This window comes from Ruegeria meonggei, assembly GCF_042768335.1.
Taxonomy (GTDB): Bacteria; Pseudomonadota; Alphaproteobacteria; order Rhodobacterales; family Rhodobacteraceae; genus Ruegeria; species Ruegeria meonggei.
Genome location: NZ_JAXHBT010000002.1, coordinates 163,398 through 187,396, shown reverse-complemented (window position 1 = coordinate 187,396; position 23,999 = coordinate 163,398). Strand labels below are relative to the sequence as shown.

Below are 23,999 nucleotides of genomic sequence, written 5' to 3'. Positions count from 1 at the left end.
CAAAGATACAGGACCCATGAAACACCATCTGTTCATATCCAGCCTAGCACTTGCTGCTGCGGCCGGTGCCGCCTCGGCGCAAGAGGCGTGCTCGACATACGAAATTCAACCCGGCGACAGCCTGCGGGAATTGACCATCCAGGTTTATTCAACCGAAGATTTTCGCATCGTCTTTGACGCCAACCGCGATGTCATCGGCAACAACCCGAATGTCATCAGGGTCGGTGACGTGCTGACATTCCCCTGTCTGGAAGACGTTGGCCGGGCACCTGCTGCACCGCAGACCGAAGCCGAAGCCATGGCTGCTGAAATGGCGTCCGAGATGGTCAAAGCTGCCGAAGATCGTGCCGCCAAAGCCATCGCTGAGGCGAACAAAGCCAGCGAAGACGCTGTTGTTGCGGCACGGGCTGAGGCGAAGAAAGAAATCGAAGCCGCGCGCGCCGAAGCCGCAGCACTTATCCGTAACGCGGATGCGGGTGAGCGCCCGGAAATCCGCGATCGTCAGTTGTTGTTGATAACAGGCGGCAACTATGCGCCGTTCACGGATGAGGCCTTGCCCAATCGCGGGCTGTATACAGACCTTGTGGAAACCGCGATGCTGCGGGCCGCGCCTGAGCAGTCTTACAAGATCCAGTTCGTCAATGACTGGTCCTCGCATCTGGACCTGTTGATGCCAACGCTGGCCTTTGACGGCACGTTCCCCTGGTCGCGCCCGAATTGCGAAGAACCGGCGGCGCTGTCTGAAAAGGATCGGTCGCGCTGTGAAACCTACAACTTCTCGAACCCGTTCTACGAAGTGGTAGACACATTCTTTGCGCGCGAGGGGTCGGGTTATGAAGAAACCCTGACATATGCGGATTTTGCCGGAGCAACCATCTGTCGTCCAGAAGGCTGGTCACTGTCCCACATGGACGCCGTTGGGCTTTACGAACCAGCGGTCTCTCTTATGCGGCCCGTCTCGCCGGATGATTGTTTTCACGCAGTGATGGACGGCACAGCCGACATCGTCGCGATTGAGGCCCATTTGGCCGTCGAGACCATCGGGCGGTTGGGCTACCAGCACCGTATCATTGAGAACCCCAACCTAGCGGCCATCAAGTCGCTTAACGTCATGACCCACAAAGATAATCCGGATGGGGAAGCGATCCTTGAGACGCTCAACCAGGGTCTGGCGATCATGCAGCAATCCGGCGAATGGCGTGACATCGTGTCAACCGCCCTGCGTCACCAAATGGAAAATGGCTAAAGCAGCAATTGGCCTGACAAAACAAAAAGTCTGGAGGAAGTGGACATGTTTAACAAGAAACTGAAGAAAGCAGTACTGTCGGCGACAGCCCTCACCGCCCTGAGCGCCGGCGCAGCCGCCGCACAAGAGGCCTGTACCAACTATACAGTCGGAGACGGCGACACGATGGCAACAATCGCCATCGCGGCCTATGGCACATCGAACTATCAGCCGATCTTCAACGCCAACCGCAATGTCATTACCAACCCTAACGATCTGGCACCCGGCTTGGTTCTGACCTTGCCATGTGAGGATGGAAGCTTGCCGAACGGTCAGTCCGCGCAGGAACTGATCGCAGCTGAAGAACAGCGTGCGGCCAGCGTCAAACGCTCGAACGTCTATGCGCCGCCGATCAAGCTGGTGGCTGGCAACGGCTGGGAACCGTTTACAACTGAAAGCCTGAGTGGTGGTGGAATCATGACCCGCCTGGCAACGACCAGTCTTCAGCGCGCGGGCAACCAACGCGATTTCTCGGTTAGCTTTGTAGATGACTGGAGCTCGCATCTGGAGACTCTCTTGCCGCTTGGTGCTTTCGATATCTCGATCGCCTGGACAGTGCCAGATTGTACAAACCGGACCTACGAGTGGTCCGCAGCTACAGAATCCCGCTGTAACGAGTTTGTTGCTTCGGTCCCTGTCTATGATGTTGTTGGCGGTTTCTTTACCCTGCCGGAAAGCCAATACGTACAGGCTACAGACTTTGAAGACCTCAAAGGCGCAACCCTTTGCCGTATGGATGGCTGGAGCATGGTTGTGCTTGAAGAAGTCGGGCTTAATTCCGAAAACTTGACGTTGGTCCACCCCAGCTCTGCCCGCGAGTGTCTTGACGCCGTTTTGACAGGTACGGCGGATGTGGCAGCATTCGAAGTTGATCTGTTCGCATCAACCATGAAGGACATGGGTTTGACATCTGCTGACATCGTGGAAAACCCTTATGTTTCCACGCTGTCATCCATGAGCTTCCTTGCGCACCGCACCAACCCGTTCGCGCGGGAATACGTTGCGATGATGAACAAGGGTCTGATCGAAATGCGTGAGTCCGGAGAGTGGTATGCGATTATCTCGGATACCCTGCGTGAGCAAAACGAAAAGCTGAATGCAGCATCGAACTGACCCTTCGGGTTAACTAAACGCTTTGGGGCCGGTCTTGGGACCGGCCCCTTTTTGTTCGTTCCAGTTGCAGGCAAGTACAGGCTACGGGAAATCCCTAATACCCATAGTTTCTGGGGCTGTTACGGTAAGGACAACTACACCGGTGAGGCTCAGGCCTCTCCACTCACTCAAAAAGGGTCGGCTTTGGGGGTCGGCCCTTTTTCTATCCAACAGATTGTTTTTTGACGATAAAAGCCACGCCCGTCGGGCGTGGCCTTGTGTACTTAGTCAATGATCGCGTTCAGTGTTGCACTTGGGCGCATTACCGCAGCTGTCTTGGCAGGATCGGTGTGGAAATAGCCGCCCAGATCTGCTGCGGGCCCTTGTGCAGCAGCCAATTCGCCAAGAATTTGCTCTTCCTTCGCCGCAAGCTCTGCCGCAACCGGCGCAAACTCGGCGGCCAGGGCGGCATCGTCGGATTGCGCTGACAATGCCTCGGCCCAGTAGCGCGCGAACCAATAATGGCTGTCGCGGTTATCCGGCTGACCAACCTTGCGGCTGGGTGAGCGGTTGTCGTCCAGAATGCCTTGCGTTGCAGCCTCTGCCGCTGCGCCCAAAACACCTGCCTTGGCGTTGCCCTTGCTGTCGGCCAGGAAATTCAGAGATTCCCCCAGCGCACAGAACTCACCCATCGAGTCCCAGCGCAGGTGATTTTCTTCAACCAGCTGCTGCACGTGTTTCGGGGCCGACCCGCCCGCGCCGGTTTCAAACAGACCACCGCCATTCATCAGTTTGACGATCGACAGCATCTTGGCCGAGGTGCCTAGTTCCAGGATCGGGAACAGGTCGGTCAGGTAGTCGCGCAGCACGTTGCCAGTGATTGCTATGCTGTCGTTTCCTGCGGTGATCGTCTCCAGCGATTGACGGGTCGCTTCGCGGGGGGCCATGATCAGGAACTTGTCGGCAACGCCTGCAGCGTCTAGTGCCGGTTTGACGTATTTGATCAACTCTGCGTCATGGGCGCGGCTTGAATCCAGCCAGAAAATCGCCTCGGACCCGGTCAGGCGTTGACGGTCCATGGCCAACTGAATCCAATTCTCGATCGGTGCTTTCTTGACAGTGCAGGCCCGCCAAATATCGCCTTTTTCAACCGCATGTTCATGCAAAATCTCGCCATTGGCCAGAACGATGCGGATGGTGCCATCGGCCGGGGCCTCAAACGTGGTCGGGTGAGAGCCATATTCTTCGGCCTTCTGCGCCATCAGACCAACGTTGGCAACGGCACCAACCGTGGCCGGGTTCAGCGCGCCATTGGCTTTGAAGAAATTGATCGATTCGTCATAGACAGTGGCATAGCACCGGTCGGGGATGACGCAGTTGGTGTCGCCCTTTGCACCGGTCTCGTCCCAGCCCTTGCCGCCTGCGCGAATTACGGCTGGCATTGAGGCGTCGATGATCACGTCTGACGGCACGTGCAGGTTGGTGATGCCTTTGTCGCTGTCGACCATGTACATGGCCGGGCGCTCGCCCTTGATCGCGTCGATGGCGGCCATGATGCCGGCATTGCCCTGAACGCGATCCAGAAGATCACCCAGGCCCGAGTTTGGGTTCACACCCAAAGCGTCCAGCTCCGCGCCGAACTTCTCGAAAACCGGGGCCAACCATGCTTTGACCGCATAGCCAAAAATGATCGGGTCCGAGACTTTCATCATTGTGGCCTTCATGTGCAGCGAGAACATGGTGCCGTCTGTCTTGGTGTCTTCGATAGCTTCCGCCAGGAATGAAGACAGCGCTTTGACCGACATGAATGTCGCGTCGGCCACAGTGCCTTCGGCCAGCGGCCAGCCGTCTTTCAGGGCGGTTTTACTGCCGTCTTTGCCAACAAATTCGATCTTGGCATCGCCGGCCTTAGCAGCCGTGATGGTGGCCGATTTTTCATTGGCGTAAAAATCATTGCCCGGCATGGACGAGACTTTGGTCTTGCTGTCCGATGCCCATTCACCCATCGAGTGCGGGTTCTTCTGAGCGTAATTTTTTACCGCCCGCGCGGCCCGGCGGTCGCTGTTGCCTTCGCGCAGTACCGGATTGACGGCTGAGCCTTTGATTGCGTCATAGCGCGCGCGGATCGCCTTTTCCTCTTCGGTCGAGGGTTCTTCGGGATAGGTCGGGATATCATAGCCCTGCGATTGCAGTTCCTCAATGGCGGCCACCAGCTGCGGCTCCGAGGCCGAGATGTTGGGCAGCTTGATCACGTTTGCATCGGGTGTTTTTACCAATTCACCCAGCGCCGCCAGATCATCGGTGATACGCTGCGCGTCAGTCAGATTCTCTGGAAAGGTCGCCAGGATGCGGCCAGCCAGGGAAATGTCCTTGGTGCCAACGCTGACGCCCGCGGCCGAGGCGAACTTGCGAATAATGGGCAGGAACGAGGCGCTGGCCAGTTCGGGCGCTTCGTCTACAATGGTATACAATATGTCGAAGTTTGATTTATCTGCCATATTCTTTTACCTTTTTTAAGCCTTTCGGGGCGTGCGATCCAAGAGCGTGCCACATCTGCGTGGCGGATATCGGGGCTTGTGAATGCAGCCGCCCCGCTGGTGACTCTGATTTGACAGGGCCTCCCATAAATCAGGTTTGGCTTGGGATCAATCGTTTAGAGGGGGCGCAAATTGACACGGGGTTAAGAAAGCAAGCAATTGCTGAAAGCTGTAACATCTCTGAACCGTCAGGCTAATTTTCTTTCAAGTCGTGTGGCGCTGCGTTTACTGGTTGAAACCTGAGGCGCTCCAACCTTTTGCCAGATTGTACCACGTAGTCCGAAATCACTTTCTCAAGATGCTCGGCAGATCCGGCATACGCTTGTTGAGAGACTGACACTCCGTCCCGAACGAAAATATCCAAAATCTCTTTTCGACCTCTATATCCTAGCGCCTGTAGAGCATTTTCATAGTCCTGCGCCGCCAAGTCCGGTCGGTTAAAAATTGCAAAGAGATACCCGCGAAAAAACAGTTCTTCTTTGTCTCTCCACAAATACCATTTGATCGCAGCATTAAACCAACGCCTTATGAAAAAGCCTTTTTTGGTATCATCATTTGCATATTGGTGAGCAGCCAGTTTCTTAACGTAGTCTATCCCCTTTTTTTCATCACCAATTCCAAGGTGCACGCGGGCCCGTAACGCCAACACCGTCTCAATGTCAGACGTCAAACAGGCGATTTCTGATATAGCTTCCAACGCCTCCAAGTGATTGCCAGTGTAACTGAGGTGGTATTCCACGAGCAGCTCGTAAGCCCAAGGCTGTTCTGGCCAGCGCGTTGAAGCGTGATCCAAAAACTGCTTAACGCCTTCTTTCCCATCAATTTTATTTATCAGATACGCAACTGCATAACCGCTTCCTTCACTACTAGGCTCGATCTCGAGCACCCGCTTATAACCCAGGATGGCTTCCGCAAGGTTTCCCTGTTTTTCATCTATTCTCGACATTCCGAGCAACGCAGTTGTGTTGGTCGGATCCATCAACAGTGTTTTGGCGTAATCATCCTTCGCCGCATCCGGGTTGCCGTGGGCATCCAGAGCTTTGGCGCGCCTCAAGCGTGAAATTGTATCGCCGGGGCGCAAGTCCAGTGCTTTTTCATAGTCGGAAATTGCGTCTTTATACTGCTTGCCACAGTAGTAGGCCCAACCACGGGCTCTCAGCAGCCTGCTTTGGTTTTCCAGGCTAACACCCTCGCCTTCCATCAGCGTTGTGCAGGCTGCGACCACGTGTGACATCCCACCTTTGTTGCCCAGACATGCCTCGGCCATTTGCGTGTAATCCGGTCCCGATTTGGAGGGCGAATTGAACGACAAAATCAGGGTGACGATAACGATGATCAGGGCAGCAAGACGTATGTGCATCAGGGCTCCTTTGGGTCAGCAATACTAATCTTTAGGTGGTATGAGTCCGGCTGTCCCTCAAGTCTTTTAACCTCCAACCCTTTGAAAGTGAGTCTGAAAAGTAACACATTTAACCGTAATGGTTGTTTATACGCCCCAGGTGTCGCTCAACCGATACCCACCGGGCCACGGATCATCGGGGTCCAGCATGTGTTGATGGGTACCGGTGATCCAGCCGCGACCCGAGATTTCCGGGATGATGGCTGCACGGCCTTGCAACTCGGTTTGTTTCACAATGCGACAGCGGAACTCACTGTCGATAACAGAGCGCGCGTGGTAAATGTCACCCGCGCCCATCTGACCCTTGGCCAGCATCACCGCCATACGCGCCGATGCGCCGGTTCCGCAGGGGGACCGATCCAGTTTGCCCGGCTTGATTGCAACCGTGTTGCGGCCGGTCAAAACTTTGCCCTCGCGCCTCAGCGGGCCGGCAATTTGACAGAACGAGATGTGTGACCAGTCGGCATCGGGGTGATGAAAGCCCAGTTGTTCATTGGCCGCATCGGTGATCTTTGCGCCGCATCGCGCCAGATCGGCGGCCTCATCCGCGGTCAGGGCAAACCCCAGATCCTCGGCATCGACGATCACAAAACTATCGCCGCCAAACCCGGTATCCACGCGAAGGGTTCCGATCCCCTCGACCTCAACCTGCGCGTCCAGTTTATCGGCAAAGCTGGTGACATTCTGTACATATATGCGCTCGGCCTTGCCTTGGCGGCATTCAGCGCGCACGCGAACCAGCCCTCCGGGTGCCTCAAGGGTAAGATGTGTTTCCGGCTCCTGCATCGGGATTATCCCGCCATCCAGCAGCACGGTCGACACACAGATTGAGTTCGATCCCGACATGGGCGGTGTGTCTTCTGGCTCCATGATGATAAAGGCAGCATCAGCCTCGGGGTGTTTGGGCGGGACCAGCAGATTGACATGGCGGAACACGCCGCCGCGCGGTTCGTTCAGGACAAAGTTGCGCAGAGTCTGATCCTGCGCAATGAACGAGCGTTGGTCCCAGATAGTATCCCCGGGTGGTGGCTGTACCCCGCCGATGATGACGTCGCCGACCTCGCCCTCTGCATGGGCCGAGATGACATGGATGGTTTTGGCACTGCGCATGTGTCCTCCTTAGAACCGGTTGGGAGAGTATGGGGTCATCGCGATCGGGTTGGGCTGGCCGTCGACCAATGCGCCCACAAGCTCGGCTGTTCCGGCAGATTGTGTCAGTCCCAGATGTCCGTGACCAAAAGCATAGATGACCCTGGCCGATTTCGGCGAAGGTCCGACAACCGGGATGCTGTCCGGCATCGAGGGGCGAAACCCCATCCATTGTGTACCACCTTCGGTTTTTAGTCCGGGTAGAAACTGTTTGGCCTTGGTCAGCAAAGTATCCGCCCGTCGGTAGTTCGGCGGCAGGTTCAGCCCGCCCAGTTCAACCGCGCCACCGATCCGGACGCCGTTATTGATGCGGCTAGCGACAAAACCATGGCGCGAAAATGTCAGGTGCATGCGCAGGTCAAAGGTCCCTGCGGGCAGGGTTGTGTTATAGCCGCGCTCGGTCTCAAGGGGGATGTGATCACCCAGCGTGCGGGCAAGGTGATGCGACCACGCCCCGGCGCAGACTATGACTTTGCTCGCGTCGACATGGCCATCGCCAAAGGCAATCTTTATCCCGTCATTCGCCGGGGAGAGTGCCCGGATATCCTGTGTTTCGATCCGCCCCCCTCGGTCTCGGAAGGATTGTGCCAGATGCGCAACCCATTTTTCCGGATCGACAGTGTTCATCCAGTTGGGCGTATAGCCCGCATGGGTGAATCGAGGGCTTAGGCCAGGTTGTTTTTCTGCAATCGCTTCGCGGCTGTCCAGCAGTTCAAATTCAATCCCGTGATCCCGACGCAGGGTCCAGGTCGGCAGGCTGGCCTGGAACTCTGCCTCGCTTTCGTAAAGTTGCATCTGGCCGTCACGCTGCAGCAAAGGCTCGGCATCAACTGACGCGATCAGGCGGTTCAGGGCCGTGCTGGACAGTTTCATCAAACTAACTTGGGCGGATAAAAGGGATGCGTAGCGATCCGAACGGCTGGCCCGCAGGAATCGCACCATCCAGGGCAAAATCTGCAGCGCATAGGCGGGTGGGATCGACAATGGGCCCAGTGGATCCAGCAACCATTTTGGCGCTTTTCGCAAAATGCCTGGCGTTGCCAGCGGCTCCACTTCGGGAAAGGCAAAAGCCCCGGCATTTCCGGCTGAGGCCTGCGTGGCGGCATCCCCGCGGTCCAGAACCAGAACAGAGTGCCCCCGGCGCTGTAGGTCCAGCGCTGTCGTGATGCCGATGACACCGGCCCCGATCACGACAACCTTCTGGGTCATGGGGCGATCCCGTTTCGGAAGGGATCGTTTGGGTCAAAGATCAACTTGGCCTCGGCCATGATATGGGCCTGCCCAGTGATCGAGGGGATGATGCCTCCGGTCGGACCCGGCTGATACGACAGGCGGTAAGTGCTGCCGATGACGCTTTGTTGGACGATCTCCTGCCCCGGTGGCAGCGCCCTGTCAGCGGCCAGGCACGCCAACCGCGCGGAACTGCCTGTGCCGCAGGGGGAGCGGTCATAATTGTCATCGGGGCACAGAACGAAATTGCGGCTGTGAATGTCAGGGGCTGGTGATGCGTCCTGAAAGATCACGTGGTCAATCGGTTCACCCTGTTCGCCACCGATGCCCTGCGCAATGGACGCCGTTCGAATAGCGATTGCCATGTCGGTCAGGTGTTGGATGTTACTGGCCTCAATCTGGATCGGGCTGGGATCAACGATAAAGAACCAGTTGCCGCCATAGGCAACATCCCCGGTAACCATGCCATACCCGGGCACGTCCAGAGTGACATCAGCGGCCACCCGGCGGCTTTCGATATTTGTGACAGTGACCGTGTGGGTATCGTGCAATTCGACCGTAACAATTCCGGCAGGGGTTTCGATCCGATGCATCCCAACGTCGATCCGATCTAAATGGGCAAGCGTGACTGTCAGTCCGATAGTGCCATGCCCGCACATGCCCAGAACGGCATCCACGTCGAAATAGATCACGCCGGTTACGCAGGTCGGGTCAACGGGTTCGACCAGCAGCGCGCCGACCATAGCCGGCTGGCCGCGCGGCTCTAGCATCACCGAGCGATAAAACTCTTCATGTTCGGTGGCCAGACGGAGGGCGCGGTCGGCCAGCGGGCCGGATCCCAGATCAGGCGCGCCGTCCAGGATAACACGCGTTGGTTCGCCCCCCGTATGGCTGTCGATCACATGCATTCAGCGATCACCCCACCCTGTTTGGACCAATCAGAGAACCAAGCTCCGAACAGCGCGTATTGCTGTTCGCAATAATTGCGCTGCGCGTCAGTCAGCTCATCGCTTTCGTTGAAATGCAGACGATATTCCTGTTCTCCATTCAAAACCAGAAGATGCTTGTAATACAGCACCAGGTCAGGACCTTCGTCGAAGGTGGACAGAACCTGGATGGCTTCCGTCAATTCCTGTGCGCGCAGGCGAGCTTCGGCGTTGCCCTTTGCGGCCTTTTTGGACAATTCCGCCAGCATCAGCGCCTCACGCGGGAGGGCAGTACCAATCCCGGTGATTGAGCCAGTGGCGCCGCAATTGACAAAGCCGTGGTAAACTTCGGTGTCAACGCCGACCATCAGGGTCACTTGGTCGTCCTGGCTGGTGATGTTTTCGGCCGCGTAACGCAGATCATCTTTTCCGCCAAATTCCTTGAACCCGATCAGGTTGGGATGTTCGGCGCGCAGGGCAAAGAACAAGTCAGCGCGCGTTGCGAAGCCATAATAGGGGCTGTTGTAGATGATTGCCGGTACGTCCGGTGCTGCTGACAAGATCGCCTTGAAGTGATTTTTTTGCGCGGTCGGAGAACTGCCTCGTGACAGAACCCGAGGAATGACCATAAGGCCGACCGCGCCCACTTTTTGCGCATGGGCCGCATGGGCTACGGCGGACTTGGTGTTGATGGCCCCGGTGCCGACAACAACGGGCAGCCCTGCCCCGATCAGCCTCTCGACCCCCTCCATCCGCTGTTCATCGGTCAGCAACGGCCAATCCCCCATCGAACCGCAATAGACCACAGCCGACATGCCGACATCGATCATCTGTTGTCCCTTTCGAACGAGCGCATCGAAATCAGGAGCACGATCTGCCGTACAAGGGGTCATCAGTGCAGGCATAGTGCCGGCGAAAACATTGGTCGACATCGATGTCATCCTTCCAAAGAAACAGGGCCTGGGCCTACAGAAATGACCCTTTCGACTCGCCATATCGGATATTGGATACAAAATCCATATCAAATCTGCCACAAAAAACGCGCCGGATCGGAAGATCGGCGCGCTTGCATTGAAGGTGGTTAAATGCGTTACCGGAATCGCTGTCCGCTCTCGGGATCAAACAACATGGTCCGCTCGGGGCGAAAAGTGATCCCAATGCGTTCGCCCTGCGCACTGCGTTGATCCTCACGCTCTTCCACGATCAGTTTGTCACCATTTGGTGTCAGCAGATAGGTATAGCTTACGCCCCCTAACGCTTCGGTCAGATCAACGGTGCAAGTATCGCCAGACCGGTCAATCTCAATGTGTTCGGGGCGGATGCCAAGTGTCACCTTGGTCATGCCTGCAGGCACATTTACGGTCGGCACCAAAGCTTCGCTGAGCGCAGGGTGCGCGATCTTTCCGTCCACGATATCGCAATCCAGGAAATTCATAGCCGGAGAGCCGATGAATCCGGCCACAAACCGATTGTCCGGGTCCCGATACAAATCCATCGGAGCGCCAACCTGTTCGATCCGGCCATCGCGCAGCACCACGATCTTGTCGGCCATGGTCATCGCTTCGACCTGATCATGGGTCACGTAGATCATCGTCGCGCCGATTTCATTATGCAGACGCGCAATCTCAACCCGCATTTCAACGCGCAGTTCAGCATCGAGGTTGGACAAAGGTTCGTCGAACAGAAACACCTCGGGTCCGCGTACAATGGCCCGCCCAATGGCCACGCGTTGGCGTTGACCACCCGATAGGGCCTTGGGCTTGCGCTTTAGGTACTGGTCCAGCTTCAGAATATTTGATGCTTCCTGCACCTTTTTGTTGATCTCGTCCTTGGCGACCCCGTTCATCCGCAGGCCAAAGCCCATATTCTCGGCCACGCTCATGTGTGGGTAGAGGGCATAGGTCTGAAACACCATCGCCACGCCGCGTTTCGCCGGATCCATATCGGTCACATCACGTGCGCCGATGTGAATCTGCCCCTCGGACGTTTCCTCAAGGCCTGCAATCATCCGCAGCAATGTGGACTTGCCACAGCCCGAGGGGCCGACAAACACACAGAACTCACCGTCTTCGATCTGCAGATCAATGCCGTGAATGACCTGAGTCTGTCCGTAGCGTTTGATTGCCTGGTTCAGAGTGACACCTGTCATGTTGCTTGCATCCTGTCGTTGTGAGCGTTTGTGCGGGTCTCAGGGAACCGCCAGGCCTGGGCTTCGATTCCGATCTGTTCGGCCACGCGCCGAACTCGGGGAACCCAGGATTCCAATTGGTCAAAATTCATACGTTCGGTTGATCCGGTGATCGAGATTGCCCCCAGCACTCGTCCGCCTGAAGTCAGGATCGGGCAGGCAATGCAGATGATCCCCGGCTCGTGTTCCTCATCATCGACGGCATAGCCCCGGCCGCGGATCAGGTCGAGATCGGCGCGCAAGGCTTTTTCCGAGGCCAGTGTCTTGTCGGTGAACCGGTGATAGCTTTGCTGAGAGACCGCCTTGTTCAGGGCCTCATCCTCAAGAAAGGCCATCATCGCCTTACCCACACCGGTGCAATAGGCCGGTCCAACCTTGCCCGCCTGTGAATACATCTCTATCGGCTGGGCTGCGTTGCGTTTGTCGACATATAAGACCTGACTGGAATCAAGCTGGGCCAGATGCACTGTTTCCCCGGTTTCGCGACTGAGTGAATCCAGAAATGGCCGCGCAATCGGCGCCAGAGAGCTTTGTGTCCACGCCGCATGAGCCAGACGCACAAGACGCATTCCGGGTGCATAGGTCTGCCGATCCGGGTCGTAGGACAGCATGCCTTGATTGGTCAGAGTCTGCAGAAACCGGTACAGCGTAGCCTTGGGAAAGTCGCTGCTTTCCAGCAATTCCGCGAATCGAACAGGGCGGGCAAACGCCGCCACCTGCTCCAGCACGTCACATGCTTTTCCTATTGTTCCGTCACCAGCCACGGCGCGTATTCTCCTCCACTTTCCCCCGACCGATGGCACGAGGGTCTTGACAAGACTAACCGATATGATGTGTAGTTTTCAATATATAAAACTCGGTTTCATTAATTGGAACTAAAATGGAAGCTAAGGGAGGAAACCATGCATTCCATCTTCACGCGCACAACGGCCGCGCTGGCCATGAGCGTTGCGCTCGCTGCACCGGCGGCTGCCGAACTGACTGGCGAACTGCGCATTTTCCTGGACACATCGAACCCGGCTCCGCGTGCAACGATGGAGGCAATGATCGATCAGTTCGCGGCCCAGCATCCGGGTTTGGAAATTGAAACAACGGTTATCGACCGCGAAGCCTATAAGACCCAGATCCGCAACTTCCTGACGGCGGATACGCCGGATGTTGCTACTTGGTATGCCGCCAACCGGATGAAGCCTTATGTTGACGCCGGCCTGTTCGAAGACGTCTCGGACCTGTGGGCCGAGCCTGCGATTGCCGACAATCTGGCCTCGACCAAAGGTGCGATGACCATCGACGGCAAGCAGTGGGGCGTGCCCTACACCTACTATCAGTGGGGCGTTTATTATCGCAAAGACATCTTTGACGAACTGGGCCTGAGCGAGCCGACCACTTGGGAAGAAGAGATTTCCAACTGCCAGAAAATCGTCGATTCGGGCCGCGCCTGTTACACCATCGGCACCAAGTTCCTGTGGACCGCTGGTGGCTGGTTCGACTACCTGAACATGCGCACCAACGGGTTCGATTTTCACCAGCAGCTGGCTAATGGGGAAATCAGCTGGGAAGATGATCGGGTCAAGCAGACCTTCGCCAACTGGAAACAGCTGATCGACATGGGCGCGTTCATCGACAACCACCAGACTTACAGCTGGCAAGAAGCCCTGCCCTTCATGGTCAATGGGGACGCCACTGCCTATCTGATGGGCAACTTTGCTGTCGCGCCCCTGCGCGAAGCGGGTCTGTCCGACGATCAGATTGATTTCTATCAGTTTGTTGCGATCAACCCTGACGTTGAGTTGGCCGAAGATGCGCCGACGGATACCTTCCACATTCCGGCAAATGCCGCCAACAAAGAAGCCGCGCGCGAATTCTTGCGCTTTGTCGTCTCACCGGACGTGCAGACCGAGATCAACAATGGTGCAAACCTGGGCCAGTTGCCGGTAAATGCGCAGTCTTCGGTTGATAGCGACAAGTTCCTGAACCAGGGCTTTGAGATGCTGTCGTCCAACAGCCCAGGCGGTGTGGCCCAGTTCTGGGACCGCGATGCCCCGGCTGAAATGGCCAAGGCGTCGATGGAAGGCTTCCAGGAGTTCATGGTCAAGCCGGACAATGCAGACCGTATTCTGGCCAAACTGGAACGCGCGCGTCAGCGCATTTACGACAACTGATCCGGTCAGGCCGGGCCACGGCCCGGGCTGTACCCAGACCTGCGTAAGGCGGGTGACAACCCGCCTTACTCCTTTGACCTAACCCGAGATTTCCCATGTCAGCCGTTGACGTCCCAGAACAAGAAAGCTGGTTCCATCGAAACCAACAGCGCATCGCGCCCTGGCTGTTTTTGGCCCCCGGTCTGCTGTTTTTTATGGTCTATGTGATCATCCCGGTGTTCCAGTCGTTTAATCTGTCCCTGTACGAATGGGATGGTCTTGGTGCCGCCGAATACGTGGGCTTTCGCAACTACGAAGACCTGTATTGGGAATGGGCTGACCGGGATGCGTTTTACATCTCGCTCAAGAACAATCTGATCTGGCTGCTTCTGTATCTGGCAGCGATCCCGGCGGGTTTGTTCATTGCGCTGTTTCTGAACCAGACAGTTTGGGGCATTCGTCTGTATAAGTCGCTTTTCTTCTTCCCGTTTGTCATCTCTCAGGTGGTCGTGGGCCTCGTGTTCACCTGGTTCTATGACCCGACCTTTGGCTTGCTGAACGAGTTTCTGGGCTTCTTCGGTCTTGGCCCGCTGAACGTGCTGGGGGATGAGCGGTTCGTGACTTACGGCATCATCTTTGCGGGTCTATGGCCGCAAACGGCTTATTGCATGATCCTGTATCTGACTGGCCTGAACGCCGTTGACCCCGAACAGATCGAAGCTGGTCGCCTCGACGGCGCCAAGGGCGCGCGGATGTTGTGGCACATCATCCTACCGCAACTGCGCCCGGCAACCTTCATCGCATTTGTTGTGACAATCATCGGGGCGCTGCGTTCGTTCGACCTGATTTCAATCATGACGCAAGGTGGGCCGTTCGGGTCGTCCCGCGTTCTGGCCTATTACATGTTCGAAGTCGCGCTGTCCGAATACGGGTTCCGCATGGGATACGGCGCTGCAATTGCGGTCATCCTGTTCCTGATCATGCTGTGCTTCATCGCCTACTTCCTGTGGTCGATGTACCGCGAAGAAAGGGGGCACTGAAATGTTTCCCAAACCCATCGAAAAACAACCCCGTGCAGCACAAATCACCTATAAGGCGATGCTGCCGGTTGCATTGCTGCTGTGGCTAGGCCCCCTGCTTGCGGTTGCGCTTTTCTCGATCAAGCCCGAAGCGGATTTCACCAACGCAAATTACTGGGGGATGCCGTCCCGTTTTGAAGGTGCTTTCAACTATGGGCAAGTCTTCTTCAATTCGGACATGCCACGCTATCTGATGAACTCGTTCCTGATCACCATCCCAACGGTGCTCGGGTGCGTCGCGCTCAGCAGTATGACCGGGTTTGCGCTGGGGATCTATAAGTTCAAATCGAACATCTGGATCTTCTTCATGTTCGTTGCAGGCAATTTTGTACCGTTCCAAATTCTGATGGTGCCGGTCCGCGACCTGACCCTCGAGCTTGGGCTGTACAACACCAAAACGGGACTGGTTCTGTTTCACATCGCCTTTCAGACCGGATTCTGCACGCTGTTCATGCGCAATTTCATCCGTGCCCTGCCGTTCGAACTGATCGAGGCCGCACGGGTCGAAGGCATCAGCGAATGGCGCATCTTCTGGTATGTTGTCCTGCCGCTGATGAAGCCCGCAATCGCGGCGCTCAGCGTGCTGATCTTTACCTTCATCTGGAACGATTACTTTTGGGCCGTTGTTCTGACCCAAGGCGCAGAGAGCCAGCCTGTAACGGCGGGGATCACCAGCTTTAATGCGCAGTTCAGGGCCGCGTATCAATTAATGAGCGCCGGTTCCATCGTTGCAGCCCTGCCGCCGGTGGCCATGTTCTTCCTGATGCAGAAACACTTTATCGCGGGATTGACCCTCGGTGCCGTAAAATAACGTCAAACCAAGGTTTGCCACATGACTAAAATTACTTTTGTTGGAGCAGGCTCCACGATCTTCATGCAGAATATCGTGGGCGATGCTCTGCTGACCCCCGCCCTGTCCGACAGCCACTTTGCGTTGATGGATATCGACCCGACCCGTCTGGCCGAAAGCGAAGCCGTGGCCCGCGCCATGATCCGTTCGGTCGGCAGTGGGGCAACTGTGTCCACCCATACGGATCGTCAGGCAGCGCTGGATGGTGCGGATTTCGTTATCACCGCCTTTCAGGTTGGCGGTTACAAACCTTGTACGCTGACGGATTTTGAGATCCCCAAACAATACGGGCTGCGTCAAACCATTGCCGATACGTTGGGTGTGGGGGGGATAATGCGCGGGCTGCGTACCGTGCCTGTGCTGTGGGATGTGGCGCAGGACATGATGCAGCTATGTCCAGACGCGACGCTGTTGCAATACGTCAATCCGATGGCAATCAACACCTGGGCGCTGGCCGAACAGTTCCCAACGCTAAAACATGTGGGTCTGTGCCATTCGGTTCAAAACACGGTCGAAGAACTGGCCCATGATCTGGACCTGCCCAAACAGGACTTCCGATACAAGGTTGCGGGCGTGAATCACGTCGCATTCTTCTTGCGGTTGGAACATAACGGGCGTGATCTTTATCCTGCGCTGCAGCAGGGTTATGCCAGCGGCCGCTTTCCCAAACCACCCCTGCTGATGCCGCGCTGCCCGAACAAGGTGCGATATGAGGTAATGGACCACCTGGGCTATTTCTGCACCGAAAGCTCGGAGCATTTCGCGGAGTATGTGCCGTGGTTCATCAAAGACGGTCGGCAGGACCTGATCGCGCAGTTCAGTATTCCGCTGGATGAATACCCCACGCGCTGTGTGGAACAGGTGGAATCCTGGAAAGAACAGGCCAAGACGCTGACCGATGGCCGCAATATCGATGTTGTCCGCAGTCACGAATTTGCCGCTGACCTGATGAATGCGATTGTCACCGATACGCCCTATACTGCCTATGGCAACTTGCCGAACACCGGGCAGATTCCGCAACTGCCCTTGGGCGCGGCAGTGGAAACGCCGTGCCTTGTGGATGCCAACGGGGTGCAGCCCTCGGTTGTGGCGGACATCCCTCCGCAATTGATTGCCCTGATGCGCACACAGATCAACGTTCAGGAACTGACCGTTCGTGCGTTGGTCGATCAAAACCCTGACTACATCTATCACGCAGCCATGATGGATCCCCACACTGCGGCCGAGCTTGACCTGCGCCAGATCCGAAACCTGGTGAGCGATCTTTTGACCGCCCATGCCGATTGGCTACCCGACTGGTGCCGCCCGGCCCGTGCCGCCTGATCGTTACATTTCGCCCTGACACCCCTTGCCTGAAAAGCACCCCAAGATATGAAGAAACGCCGTTCACAACACTGGTACGGAAAACTCGACAAAGACGGATTTATCCATCGGTCCTGGATGAAGAACCAGGGCTTTCCGGATCACGCTTTCGACGGGCGACCCATCATTGGTATCTGCAATACCTGGTCCGAACTCACGCCCTGCAACTCGGGCCTGCGTGATTTGGCCGAGGGCGTAAAGCGCGGTGTGTGGGAGGCAGGAGGCTTTCCGGTTGAATTTCCGGTGATGTCCTTGGGTGAGACCCAAATGAAACCTACCGCCATGCTGTTTCGCAATCTGTTGGCGATGGATGTTGAGGAATTGATCCGTGCTTATGGCATCGATGGCGTTGTCCTGCTGGGCGGCTGTGACAAAACCACACCGGGGCAATTGATGGGCGCGGCTTCGGTCGATCTGCCCTCAATCGTTGTCAGCTCCGGCCCGATGCTCAACGGCAAGTATCGCGGGCAGGATATCGGCTCAGGCACGGATGTCTGGAAGTTTTCCGAGGCCGTGCGGGCGGGTGAAATGACCCTGCAGGACTTCATGAACGCCGAATCCGGCATGTCTCGCAGTGCCGGGGTCTGTATGACAATGGGCACCGCCAGCACCATGGCCTCGCTGGTCGAGGCGATGGGCATGAGCCTGCCGACCAACGCCGCCTTACCTGCTGTGGATGCACGTCGCATGGCACTGGCGCATCTGACCGGCAAGCGGATCGTTGAGATGGTGGATGAGGGTCTGAAGCCATCCGATATCCTGACAAAAGAAGCCTTTGAGAACGCCATACTGACCAATGCTTCCGTCGGTGGTTCGACCAATGCGGTTGTCCACCTGCTGGCCCTTGCAGGTCGCGTGGGTGTTGATCTGACGCTGAAAGACTTTGAGATCGGGTCGGAAATCCCCCTGCTGGTGAATTGCATGCCATCGGGAAAATACCTGATGGAGGACTTCTGTTATGCGGGCGGCGTGCCGGTTGTGCTGTCCGAGATAAAGCCGCACTTGCGCCCGGCCAAGACCGTTCTAAACAAGTACATTTCAGCCTATTACGACGGGGCCGAATGCTTTAACCGCGATGTGATCCGGCCTTTTGATGACCCGGTTAAACCTGCGGCTGGCTTGCGGGTGCTGCGGGGGAATCTCGCACCCAACGGGGCCATCGTTAAACCCTCAGCCGCAACAGACGGGCTGTTGGAAACCGAAGCAGAGGCCTTTGTTTTTGAAAGCATTGAGGATCTGAAGGCCAATATCGACCGCGACGATCTGCCGGTGACACCCGAGACCATTCTGGTGCTTAAGGGCTGCGGCCCCAAGGGCTATCCGGGCATGCCGGAGGTCGGCAATATGCCGATCCCGGCCAAGTTGGTAAAAGCAGGCGTGCGCGACATGATCCGAATTTCGGACGCGCGCATGTCCGGCACGGCGTTTGGTACCGTCATCCTGCATGTCAGCCCCGAATCGCAGGCTGGTGGCCCGCTGGCATTGGTGCAAACCGGAGACCGTATCCGCGTGTCAGCCAGCAAGGGTGCGCTTGAATTACTTGTGGACGAAAAGGAACTGGACGCTCGCCGCGCCGCGTGGCAACCGGACGAGCCACACTATACCCGCGGCTATGCCAAGCTTTACATTGACCACGTGCTGCAGGCTGATCAGGGCGCCGACCTAGATTTTCTTGTAGGCAAAGACACCCGCCTTGTGACCAGAGAGAGCCACTGATGGATCAACCAGCCACATTTCACGACCTGAACGGAGCGTCCGTCTATATCACCGGCGGAGGATCGGGTGTGGGCGCTTCGCTGACCGACGGGTTCCTGTCACAAGGCGCGAATGTCGCCTTTATCGGCCGATCAGATGCCAGCGCTTTTGTCGACGAGATGCGTGAAAAGCACGGGCGCGCACCGTTGTTCAAGCGAGGCGACATGACGGATACAGAGCTATTGCACGCCACGATGGTGCAAGCTGCCGAGGCGCATGGTCCCCTGACCGTGTTGGTCAATAATGCGGCCAATGATCAACGCCATTCGCTTGAGGAAACCACCACGGAATTCTGGGACTGGATGATCGAGGTGAACCTCAAGGCTTATTACTTTGCCTGTCAGGAGGCCGCCCGCCAGATGCAGGGTAAAGGCGGCGCGATCATCAATTTCAGCTCGATCAGTTACATTATGGGCAATGCAGGCTATCCGATCTATACCACTTCGAACGCCGGGATTACCGGAATGACCCGCTCGCTTGCCCGCGAATTGGGTCCGCAGAAAATCAGGGTCAACGCGCTGGCACCCGGATGGGTATTAACGCAGAAACAGCTGGACATGTGGGCCACGCCCGAAGATCTGGCCTCACATCTGGAGCGCCAGTGCCTGAAAGACCATCTTACGCCCGAAGACATGATCGCGCCGACCCTGTTCCTTGCGTCCGAGGCCAGCCGAGCCATGACAGGTCAATGCATGGCCGTCGACGGCGGCGTTGTAGTATCAGGATAGAGCCATGAACACCGAATGGATCGCTGTTGATTGGGGAACGTCGCACCTGCGGGTCTGGGCCATGCAGGGCGATTCCGTGCTGGATCAGGCGCAGTCTGACCGTGGCATGGCGCGCGTTGCCAAAGGTGACTTCCAGGTGGCTTTGTTGGATTTGATCGAAGGATGGCTGGGCAGAGAGCCAGTCGACGTTGTGGCCTGCGGCATGGTGGGTGCGCGACAGGGCTGGGTCGAGGCGCCTTATTCAAGCGTGCCTTGTGCCGCGATGCCGGTTGATCCGATCCGGGTTCCGGATACAGACCCGCGTATTCGTGCCTTCGTCGTGCCCGGGTTGAAACAACTGTCACCACCGGATGTCATGCGGGGCGAAGAAACCCAGATTGCGGGGTTTCTGGCTGGTCACCAGAACTGGGACGGCGTGATTTGCCTGCCCGGCACCCACACCAAATGGGTGCAGGTCAGCGCTGGTGAAGTCATCAGTTTCCGCACGTTCATGACAGGTGAAATGTTCGAACTTCTACAGGCGCAGTCTGTCCTGAAGCACTCGGTTGGTGAGGGCTGGGACGAGGCCGCCTTTGCTGAAGCCGCAGCGGATACGCTGTCGAAACCCGAACAACTGGCGGCGCGATTGTTTGGCCTTCGCGCTGCGGATCTGCTGCATGGGCAGGACGCAGGTACGGCCCGCGCACGCCTGTCGGGGTTGTTGATCGGCGCTGAACTGGCCGCTACGCGAGCCTATTGGCTGGGCCAGCAAATAGCGATTATCGGTGCCGAGGGCCTGTCCGGTGTTTATGCCATGGCCCTGCAACACCAAGGCGCGTTTGTCGAAACCACCAACAGCACCCAATCCACTCTGGCAGGCCTATCACAGGCCCGAAAACTAACGAGACAAATTGCATGAGTCGACCAATCATTGCCATTTTACGCGGCCTGAGGCCGACCGAAGCAGCCGCAGTCGGCCATGCCCTAATCGCGGCTGGTATCGACAAGATCGAAGTTCCGCTAAATTCGCCCGATCCTTTGGACAGCATCAAAATTCTGGTAGACACATTTGGGGATCAGGCTTTGATAGGCGCAGGAACTGTGCTGAGCCCCGTCGAAGTTGATGCTGTCGCAGGTGTCGGCGGCAAGCTGATCGTCTCGCCCAATTGCGATGCGGATGTGATTTCCAGAACCCATGCCCTTGGTCTGGAAAGCTGGCCCGGCATCTATACTCCGTCCGAGGCATTTGTGGCACTCAATGCCGGAGCGACGGGGCTGAAACTGTTTCCGGGCGTTATGGCGGGACCATCTGGCTTGGCCGCAATGCGACCGATCCTGCCGAAAGGTACGTTGGTTTATGCCGTTGGCGGTGCGGGCCCTGAGAATTTCGGCGACTGGCTCACCGCCGGAGCCGACGGATTTGGGATCGGTTCGGCCCTGTTCAAACCGGGAATGGCGGCCGCTGACATCGCGGACCGGGCCGGGCAGATCGTTACGGCCTATGATGTGGCAGCCGGATGAGCAGGGTCTTTGATGACCGCCCCTGCGAGTTGGGCGAAGGGCCATTATGGCACCCGAACCGCAAACAGCTGTTCTGGTTTGATATTCTGGGCAAACGCCTGATGACGCAGGAGGATGGAGAGCCGCGCAGCTGGCAGTTCCCAGAACATGTATCGGCCGCTGGCTGGGTGGACCGGGACACGCTTTTGATCGCATCAGAAACCGGGCTTTGGCGGTTCAACCTGGCCACTGAGGACAAAGACCTGATTGCCCCGCTTGAGGTGGACAACCCCGTCACCCGATCCAATGACGGTCGCGCCGACCCCTGGGGCGGGTTCTGGATCGGGACCATGGGCAAAAGTGCAGAGCGTGGTGCTGGGTCGATTTACCGCTTTTGGCGTGGGGAAGTGCAACGGCTGGTGCCGGATGTTACCATCTCGAACGCCATCTGCTTTGCTCCGGACCGGTCCTGCGCCTATTTCACCGATACAGCGACAAAACTGGTCATGCGATATGCGTTGAACCCGGAAACGGGTTGGCCCATTGGGTCGCCTTCGGTTTTTCTGAACTTGCGGATGGATGGGTTGAACCCCGACGGTGCCGTGGTGGATGCCGAGGGCTCTATCTGGATCGCGCAATGGGGGGCAAGCCGCGTGGCGGGTTACTCTGACGCCGGGCAGTTTTTGACGGCTGTTGAGTTTCCGGCGACCCACACGTCCTGCCCCGCCTTTGGTGGTGACGATCTGACGACGCTTTTCTGCACTACCGCGCGTCAGGGGCTGGATGTGGACACCCTGAATGCACAACCAACAAATGGCATGACCTTTGCCGCCACCGCGGTGGGCAAAGGCCAGACGGAACACAGAGTCATCTTATGAAGCCTGAACTTGGCGTATGCTATTACCCCGAACACTGGCCCGAAGCGATGTGGGCTGACGACGCCCAACGCATGATCGAAACCGGTATCACCTGGGTTCGCATTGGCGAATTCGCATGGAGCCGGACGGAGCCGACACCTGGTGACCTGCACTTTGACTGGTTGGATCGCGCGATTGAGGTACTGGGTGCTGCGGGTTTGAAAGTGGTGTTGGGCACGCCAACCGCGACCCCTCCGCGGTGGATGCTGGAAAAGCACTTGGACATGCTGGCCGTGGACGCAAATGGGCAGCCACGTAAATTCGGATCGCGCCGGCACTACTGCTTTAGTCATCAGGGCTATATCAAAGAATGCACACGCATTGCCCAAATTATGGGCGAGCGGTACGGGCGCAACCCTCACATCGCCGCGTGGCAGATCGACAATGAATATGGCTGCCATGATACCACCGTCAGCTACAGCCATCTCGCCGCAAAAGCGTTCCACCATTGGCTGGAAAACCAATACGGCACCATCGATGCCCTGAACGAGGCTTGGGGCAACGTTTTCTGGTCAATGGAATATGACGGGTTCGACCAGATCGAACCGCCCAATCTGACCGTTACAGAGCCCAACCCCGCACATGTTCTGGCCTATCGCCGCTTCAGCTCGGATCAGGTGGTTGCTTTCAACAAGGCGCAGGTCGATGTGCTGCGACCACTGACCGACGTTCCTTTGTTGCACAACTATATGGGGCGCGAGCTGGATTTCGACCATTTCAAGGTTGGTGAGGATCTGGATATTGCCACATGGGACAGCTATCCGATCGGTTTTCTTTCTGACCGGCTAGAGGCGGACGATGCCCAAAAAACCGCCTTCCTGCAGCAGGGTGATCCTGACATGCAAGCCTTTCACCACGACCTTTACCGCGCGGTCGGACGCGGCCGTTGGTGGGTGATGGAGCAACAACCCGGCCCGGTCAACTGGGCTCCCTACAACCCGGCCCCCCTGCCTGGCATGGTCCGCCTCTGGTCGCTTGAAGCCGTTGCGCATGGGGCCGAAGTGGTCAGTTATTTCCGCTGGCGGCAAGCACCGTTTGCGCAGGAACAAATGCACGCAGGCCTGTTGACCCCAAATAACCGCCCCGCCCCGGGATTGGCTGAGGCCCGCGGAACGGCAGATACCCTGGCGGGGATGGGCACGGTGACACAGGTACAGGCGCAGGTGGCCATTCTGTTTGACTACGCCTCGGATTGGGCGTGGACCGCACAGCCGCAAGGCGCCGGATTCAGCTACTTCCGGCTGGTCTTTTCGGCTTACCGCGCGTTGCGGCGTGCCGGGTTGTCGGTTGACTTCCTCTCATCATCCAACCTTCCCACACAGGGATACAAGGTGATCCTGGCACCCGGGCTGGCAACGCTGGACAGCGAACTGGAACAGCGACTGTCAGGCGCATGTGACCTGTGTGTTCTGGGTCCTCGTAGCGGTGCCATCACCCATGATTTTCAAATCCCAAAGGCCGGGCGGCCCGGTTTGTCCAGGCTGGACTGCGACGTCGATCTGGTCGAAACCCTGCCCCCAAACGTCCATCGCGGCGTGATCGGAGGCGGTGCGGCCCAACACTGGATCGACCGTCTGTCCGGCACAGGCCCCGACCTGCTGAGCTTTGAAGATGAAGCACCCGCGTTGAAAGGTGACGACGGGCTCTGGTATCTGGCTGGCTTTCCGGATGAAGCATTGTGGGATCGTGTGATCACTATGACGGCGCAACAGGTCGGCCTATCCTTGCATCAAATGCCGGAAGGCCTGCGGCGACGTGAAACGGAAAACCATACCTTCCTGATTAACTATAACGCCGACCCCGTCATCTGGAATGGTCACCAGATCGGTGCCTGTGGCGTCACCATCCTGAAAAAAGACGCGCCCGAAGAGCGGTAATCTCT

The 23,999-nt window shown here is 57.3% G+C and carries 20 protein-coding genes; 12 read left to right on the top strand and 8 right to left on the bottom strand.

What is annotated here, in order from left to right:
• The first annotated feature begins 16 nt into the window (after positions 1–16).
• Together SJY13_RS20970 and SJY13_RS20965 are read left to right on the top strand one after the other, a co-directional pair.
• On the top strand, positions 17–1,246 hold the full coding sequence (locus SJY13_RS20970; RefSeq protein ID WP_085822174.1) for a type 2 periplasmic-binding domain-containing protein: 1,230 nt from the start codon (positions 17–19) through the stop codon (positions 1,244–1,246).
• Positions 1,247–1,291: 45 nt separating this feature from the next.
• Complete coding sequence (locus SJY13_RS20965; protein WP_377194010.1) at positions 1,292–2,398, top strand: peptidoglycan-binding protein LysM; 1,107 nt, start codon at positions 1,292–1,294, stop codon at positions 2,396–2,398.
• A 263-nt stretch (positions 2,399–2,661) separates the two neighbouring features.
• Here the strand turns inward: SJY13_RS20965 and SJY13_RS20960 are convergent, their stop codons facing one another.
• The 8 genes from SJY13_RS20960 to SJY13_RS20925 form a co-directional block, all read right to left on the bottom strand.
• The gene (locus SJY13_RS20960) at positions 2,662–4,875 is read right to left on the bottom strand and encodes an NADP-dependent isocitrate dehydrogenase (protein ID WP_377194008.1); all 2,214 of its coding nucleotides are present in this window, start codon (positions 4,873–4,875) and stop codon (positions 2,662–2,664) included.
• Between the two features lie 232 nt (positions 4,876–5,107).
• Positions 5,108–6,274 (bottom strand): tetratricopeptide repeat protein, encoded by a 1,167-nt coding sequence (locus SJY13_RS20955; protein ID WP_377194006.1) that lies wholly within the window; start codon positions 6,272–6,274, stop codon positions 5,108–5,110.
• Positions 6,275–6,400: 126 nt separating this feature from the next.
• Positions 6,401–7,423, bottom strand: a complete 1,023-nt coding sequence (locus tag SJY13_RS20950; protein WP_377194004.1) for a trans-3-hydroxy-L-proline dehydratase — start codon at positions 7,421–7,423, stop codon at positions 6,401–6,403.
• A gap of 9 nt (positions 7,424–7,432) precedes the next feature.
• The gene (locus SJY13_RS20945; protein ID WP_377194002.1) at positions 7,433–8,671 is read right to left on the bottom strand and encodes an NAD(P)/FAD-dependent oxidoreductase; all 1,239 of its coding nucleotides are present in this window, start codon (positions 8,669–8,671) and stop codon (positions 7,433–7,435) included.
• On the bottom strand, positions 8,668–9,600 hold the full coding sequence (locus SJY13_RS20940; RefSeq protein WP_377194000.1) for a 4-hydroxyproline epimerase: 933 nt from the start codon (positions 9,598–9,600) through the stop codon (positions 8,668–8,670). The genes SJY13_RS20945 and SJY13_RS20940 overlap by 4 nt, the downstream gene beginning before the upstream one ends.
• Entirely contained in the window at positions 9,591–10,550 is a 960-nt protein-coding gene (locus tag SJY13_RS20935) for a dihydrodipicolinate synthase family protein (RefSeq protein ID WP_377193998.1), read from the bottom strand. Before SJY13_RS20935 ends, SJY13_RS20940 begins: the two co-directional genes overlap by 10 nt.
• 158 nt (positions 10,551–10,708) lie before the next feature.
• Positions 10,709–11,767 (bottom strand): ABC transporter ATP-binding protein, encoded by a 1,059-nt coding sequence (locus tag SJY13_RS20930; RefSeq protein ID WP_085822165.1) that lies wholly within the window; start codon positions 11,765–11,767, stop codon positions 10,709–10,711.
• Positions 11,764–12,570 (bottom strand): IclR family transcriptional regulator, encoded by an 807-nt coding sequence (locus SJY13_RS20925; RefSeq protein ID WP_377193996.1) that lies wholly within the window; start codon positions 12,568–12,570, stop codon positions 11,764–11,766. Before SJY13_RS20925 ends, SJY13_RS20930 begins: the two co-directional genes overlap by 4 nt.
• Before the next feature lie 138 nt (positions 12,571–12,708).
• On the opposite strand from SJY13_RS20925, the gene SJY13_RS20920 reads away from it, so the two are divergent.
• The 10 genes from SJY13_RS20920 (at position 12,709) to SJY13_RS20875 (ending at position 23,994) form a co-directional block, all read left to right on the top strand.
• A complete protein-coding gene (locus SJY13_RS20920) occupies positions 12,709–13,968 on the top strand; it encodes an ABC transporter substrate-binding protein (RefSeq protein WP_085822163.1) in 1,260 nt (419 codons plus the stop codon).
• Between the two features lie 95 nt (positions 13,969–14,063).
• Positions 14,064–14,987, top strand: a complete 924-nt coding sequence (locus SJY13_RS20915; RefSeq protein WP_377193994.1) for a carbohydrate ABC transporter permease — start codon at positions 14,064–14,066, stop codon at positions 14,985–14,987.
• A gap of 1 nt (position 14,988) precedes the next feature.
• Entirely contained in the window at positions 14,989–15,837 is an 849-nt protein-coding gene (locus SJY13_RS20910; protein WP_085822161.1) for a carbohydrate ABC transporter permease, read from the top strand.
• A 21-nt stretch (positions 15,838–15,858) separates the two neighbouring features.
• Positions 15,859–17,199, top strand: a complete 1,341-nt coding sequence (gene melA / locus SJY13_RS20905) for an alpha-glucosidase/alpha-galactosidase (protein ID WP_377193992.1) — start codon at positions 15,859–15,861, stop codon at positions 17,197–17,199.
• Positions 17,200–17,247: 48 nt separating this feature from the next.
• On the top strand, positions 17,248–18,954 hold the full coding sequence (locus tag SJY13_RS20900) for an IlvD/Edd family dehydratase (protein ID WP_377193990.1): 1,707 nt from the start codon (positions 17,248–17,250) through the stop codon (positions 18,952–18,954).
• A complete protein-coding gene (locus tag SJY13_RS20895) occupies positions 18,954–19,721 on the top strand; it encodes an SDR family NAD(P)-dependent oxidoreductase (protein ID WP_377193988.1) in 768 nt (255 codons plus the stop codon). Before SJY13_RS20900 ends, SJY13_RS20895 begins: the two co-directional genes overlap by 1 nt.
• Positions 19,722–19,725: 4 nt before the next feature.
• A complete protein-coding gene (locus tag SJY13_RS20890; RefSeq protein ID WP_377193986.1) occupies positions 19,726–20,619 on the top strand; it encodes a 2-dehydro-3-deoxygalactonokinase in 894 nt (297 codons plus the stop codon).
• Positions 20,616–21,221, top strand: a complete 606-nt coding sequence (locus tag SJY13_RS20885; protein ID WP_377193984.1) for a 2-dehydro-3-deoxy-6-phosphogalactonate aldolase — start codon at positions 20,616–20,618, stop codon at positions 21,219–21,221. Before SJY13_RS20890 ends, SJY13_RS20885 begins: the two co-directional genes overlap by 4 nt.
• A complete protein-coding gene (locus tag SJY13_RS20880) occupies positions 21,218–22,078 on the top strand; it encodes an SMP-30/gluconolactonase/LRE family protein (protein WP_377193982.1) in 861 nt (286 codons plus the stop codon). The genes SJY13_RS20885 and SJY13_RS20880 overlap by 4 nt, the downstream gene beginning before the upstream one ends.
• The gene (locus tag SJY13_RS20875; RefSeq protein ID WP_377193980.1) at positions 22,075–23,994 is read left to right on the top strand and encodes a beta-galactosidase; all 1,920 of its coding nucleotides are present in this window, start codon (positions 22,075–22,077) and stop codon (positions 23,992–23,994) included. Before SJY13_RS20880 ends, SJY13_RS20875 begins: the two co-directional genes overlap by 4 nt.
• The last annotated feature ends 5 nt before the right edge of the window (positions 23,995–23,999 follow it).

Excerpts from the sequence above, each read along its gene's own strand:
- SJY13_RS20970 (WP_085822174.1), top strand. The coding sequence starts at position 17 with ATGAAACACCATCTGTTCATATCCAGCCTAGCACTTGCTGCTGCGGCC.
- SJY13_RS20965 (WP_377194010.1), top strand. The coding sequence starts at position 1,292 with ATGTTTAACAAGAAACTGAAGAAAGCAGTACTGTCGGCGACAGCCCTC.
- SJY13_RS20960 (WP_377194008.1), bottom strand. The coding sequence starts at position 4,875 with ATGGCAGATAAATCAAACTTCGACATATTGTATACCATTGTAGACGAA.
- SJY13_RS20955 (WP_377194006.1), bottom strand. The coding sequence starts at position 6,274 with ATGCACATACGTCTTGCTGCCCTGATCATCGTTATCGTCACCCTGATT.
- SJY13_RS20950 (WP_377194004.1), bottom strand. The coding sequence starts at position 7,423 with ATGCGCAGTGCCAAAACCATCCATGTCATCTCGGCCCATGCAGAGGGC.
- SJY13_RS20945 (WP_377194002.1), bottom strand. The coding sequence starts at position 8,671 with ATGACCCAGAAGGTTGTCGTGATCGGGGCCGGTGTCATCGGCATCACG.
- SJY13_RS20940 (WP_377194000.1), bottom strand. The coding sequence starts at position 9,600 with ATGCATGTGATCGACAGCCATACGGGGGGCGAACCAACGCGTGTTATC.
- SJY13_RS20935 (WP_377193998.1), bottom strand. The coding sequence starts at position 10,550 with ATGTCGACCAATGTTTTCGCCGGCACTATGCCTGCACTGATGACCCCT.
- SJY13_RS20930 (WP_085822165.1), bottom strand. The coding sequence starts at position 11,767 with ATGACAGGTGTCACTCTGAACCAGGCAATCAAACGCTACGGACAGACT.
- SJY13_RS20920 (WP_085822163.1), top strand. The coding sequence starts at position 12,709 with ATGCATTCCATCTTCACGCGCACAACGGCCGCGCTGGCCATGAGCGTT.
- SJY13_RS20915 (WP_377193994.1), top strand. The coding sequence starts at position 14,064 with ATGTCAGCCGTTGACGTCCCAGAACAAGAAAGCTGGTTCCATCGAAAC.
- SJY13_RS20910 (WP_085822161.1), top strand. The coding sequence starts at position 14,989 with ATGTTTCCCAAACCCATCGAAAAACAACCCCGTGCAGCACAAATCACC.
- melA (WP_377193992.1), top strand. The coding sequence starts at position 15,859 with ATGACTAAAATTACTTTTGTTGGAGCAGGCTCCACGATCTTCATGCAG.
- SJY13_RS20900 (WP_377193990.1), top strand. The coding sequence starts at position 17,248 with ATGAAGAAACGCCGTTCACAACACTGGTACGGAAAACTCGACAAAGAC.
- SJY13_RS20895 (WP_377193988.1), top strand. The coding sequence starts at position 18,954 with ATGGATCAACCAGCCACATTTCACGACCTGAACGGAGCGTCCGTCTAT.
- SJY13_RS20890 (WP_377193986.1), top strand. The coding sequence starts at position 19,726 with ATGAACACCGAATGGATCGCTGTTGATTGGGGAACGTCGCACCTGCGG.
- SJY13_RS20885 (WP_377193984.1), top strand. The coding sequence starts at position 20,616 with ATGAGTCGACCAATCATTGCCATTTTACGCGGCCTGAGGCCGACCGAA.
- SJY13_RS20880 (WP_377193982.1), top strand. The coding sequence starts at position 21,218 with ATGAGCAGGGTCTTTGATGACCGCCCCTGCGAGTTGGGCGAAGGGCCA.
- SJY13_RS20875 (WP_377193980.1), top strand. The coding sequence starts at position 22,075 with ATGAAGCCTGAACTTGGCGTATGCTATTACCCCGAACACTGGCCCGAA.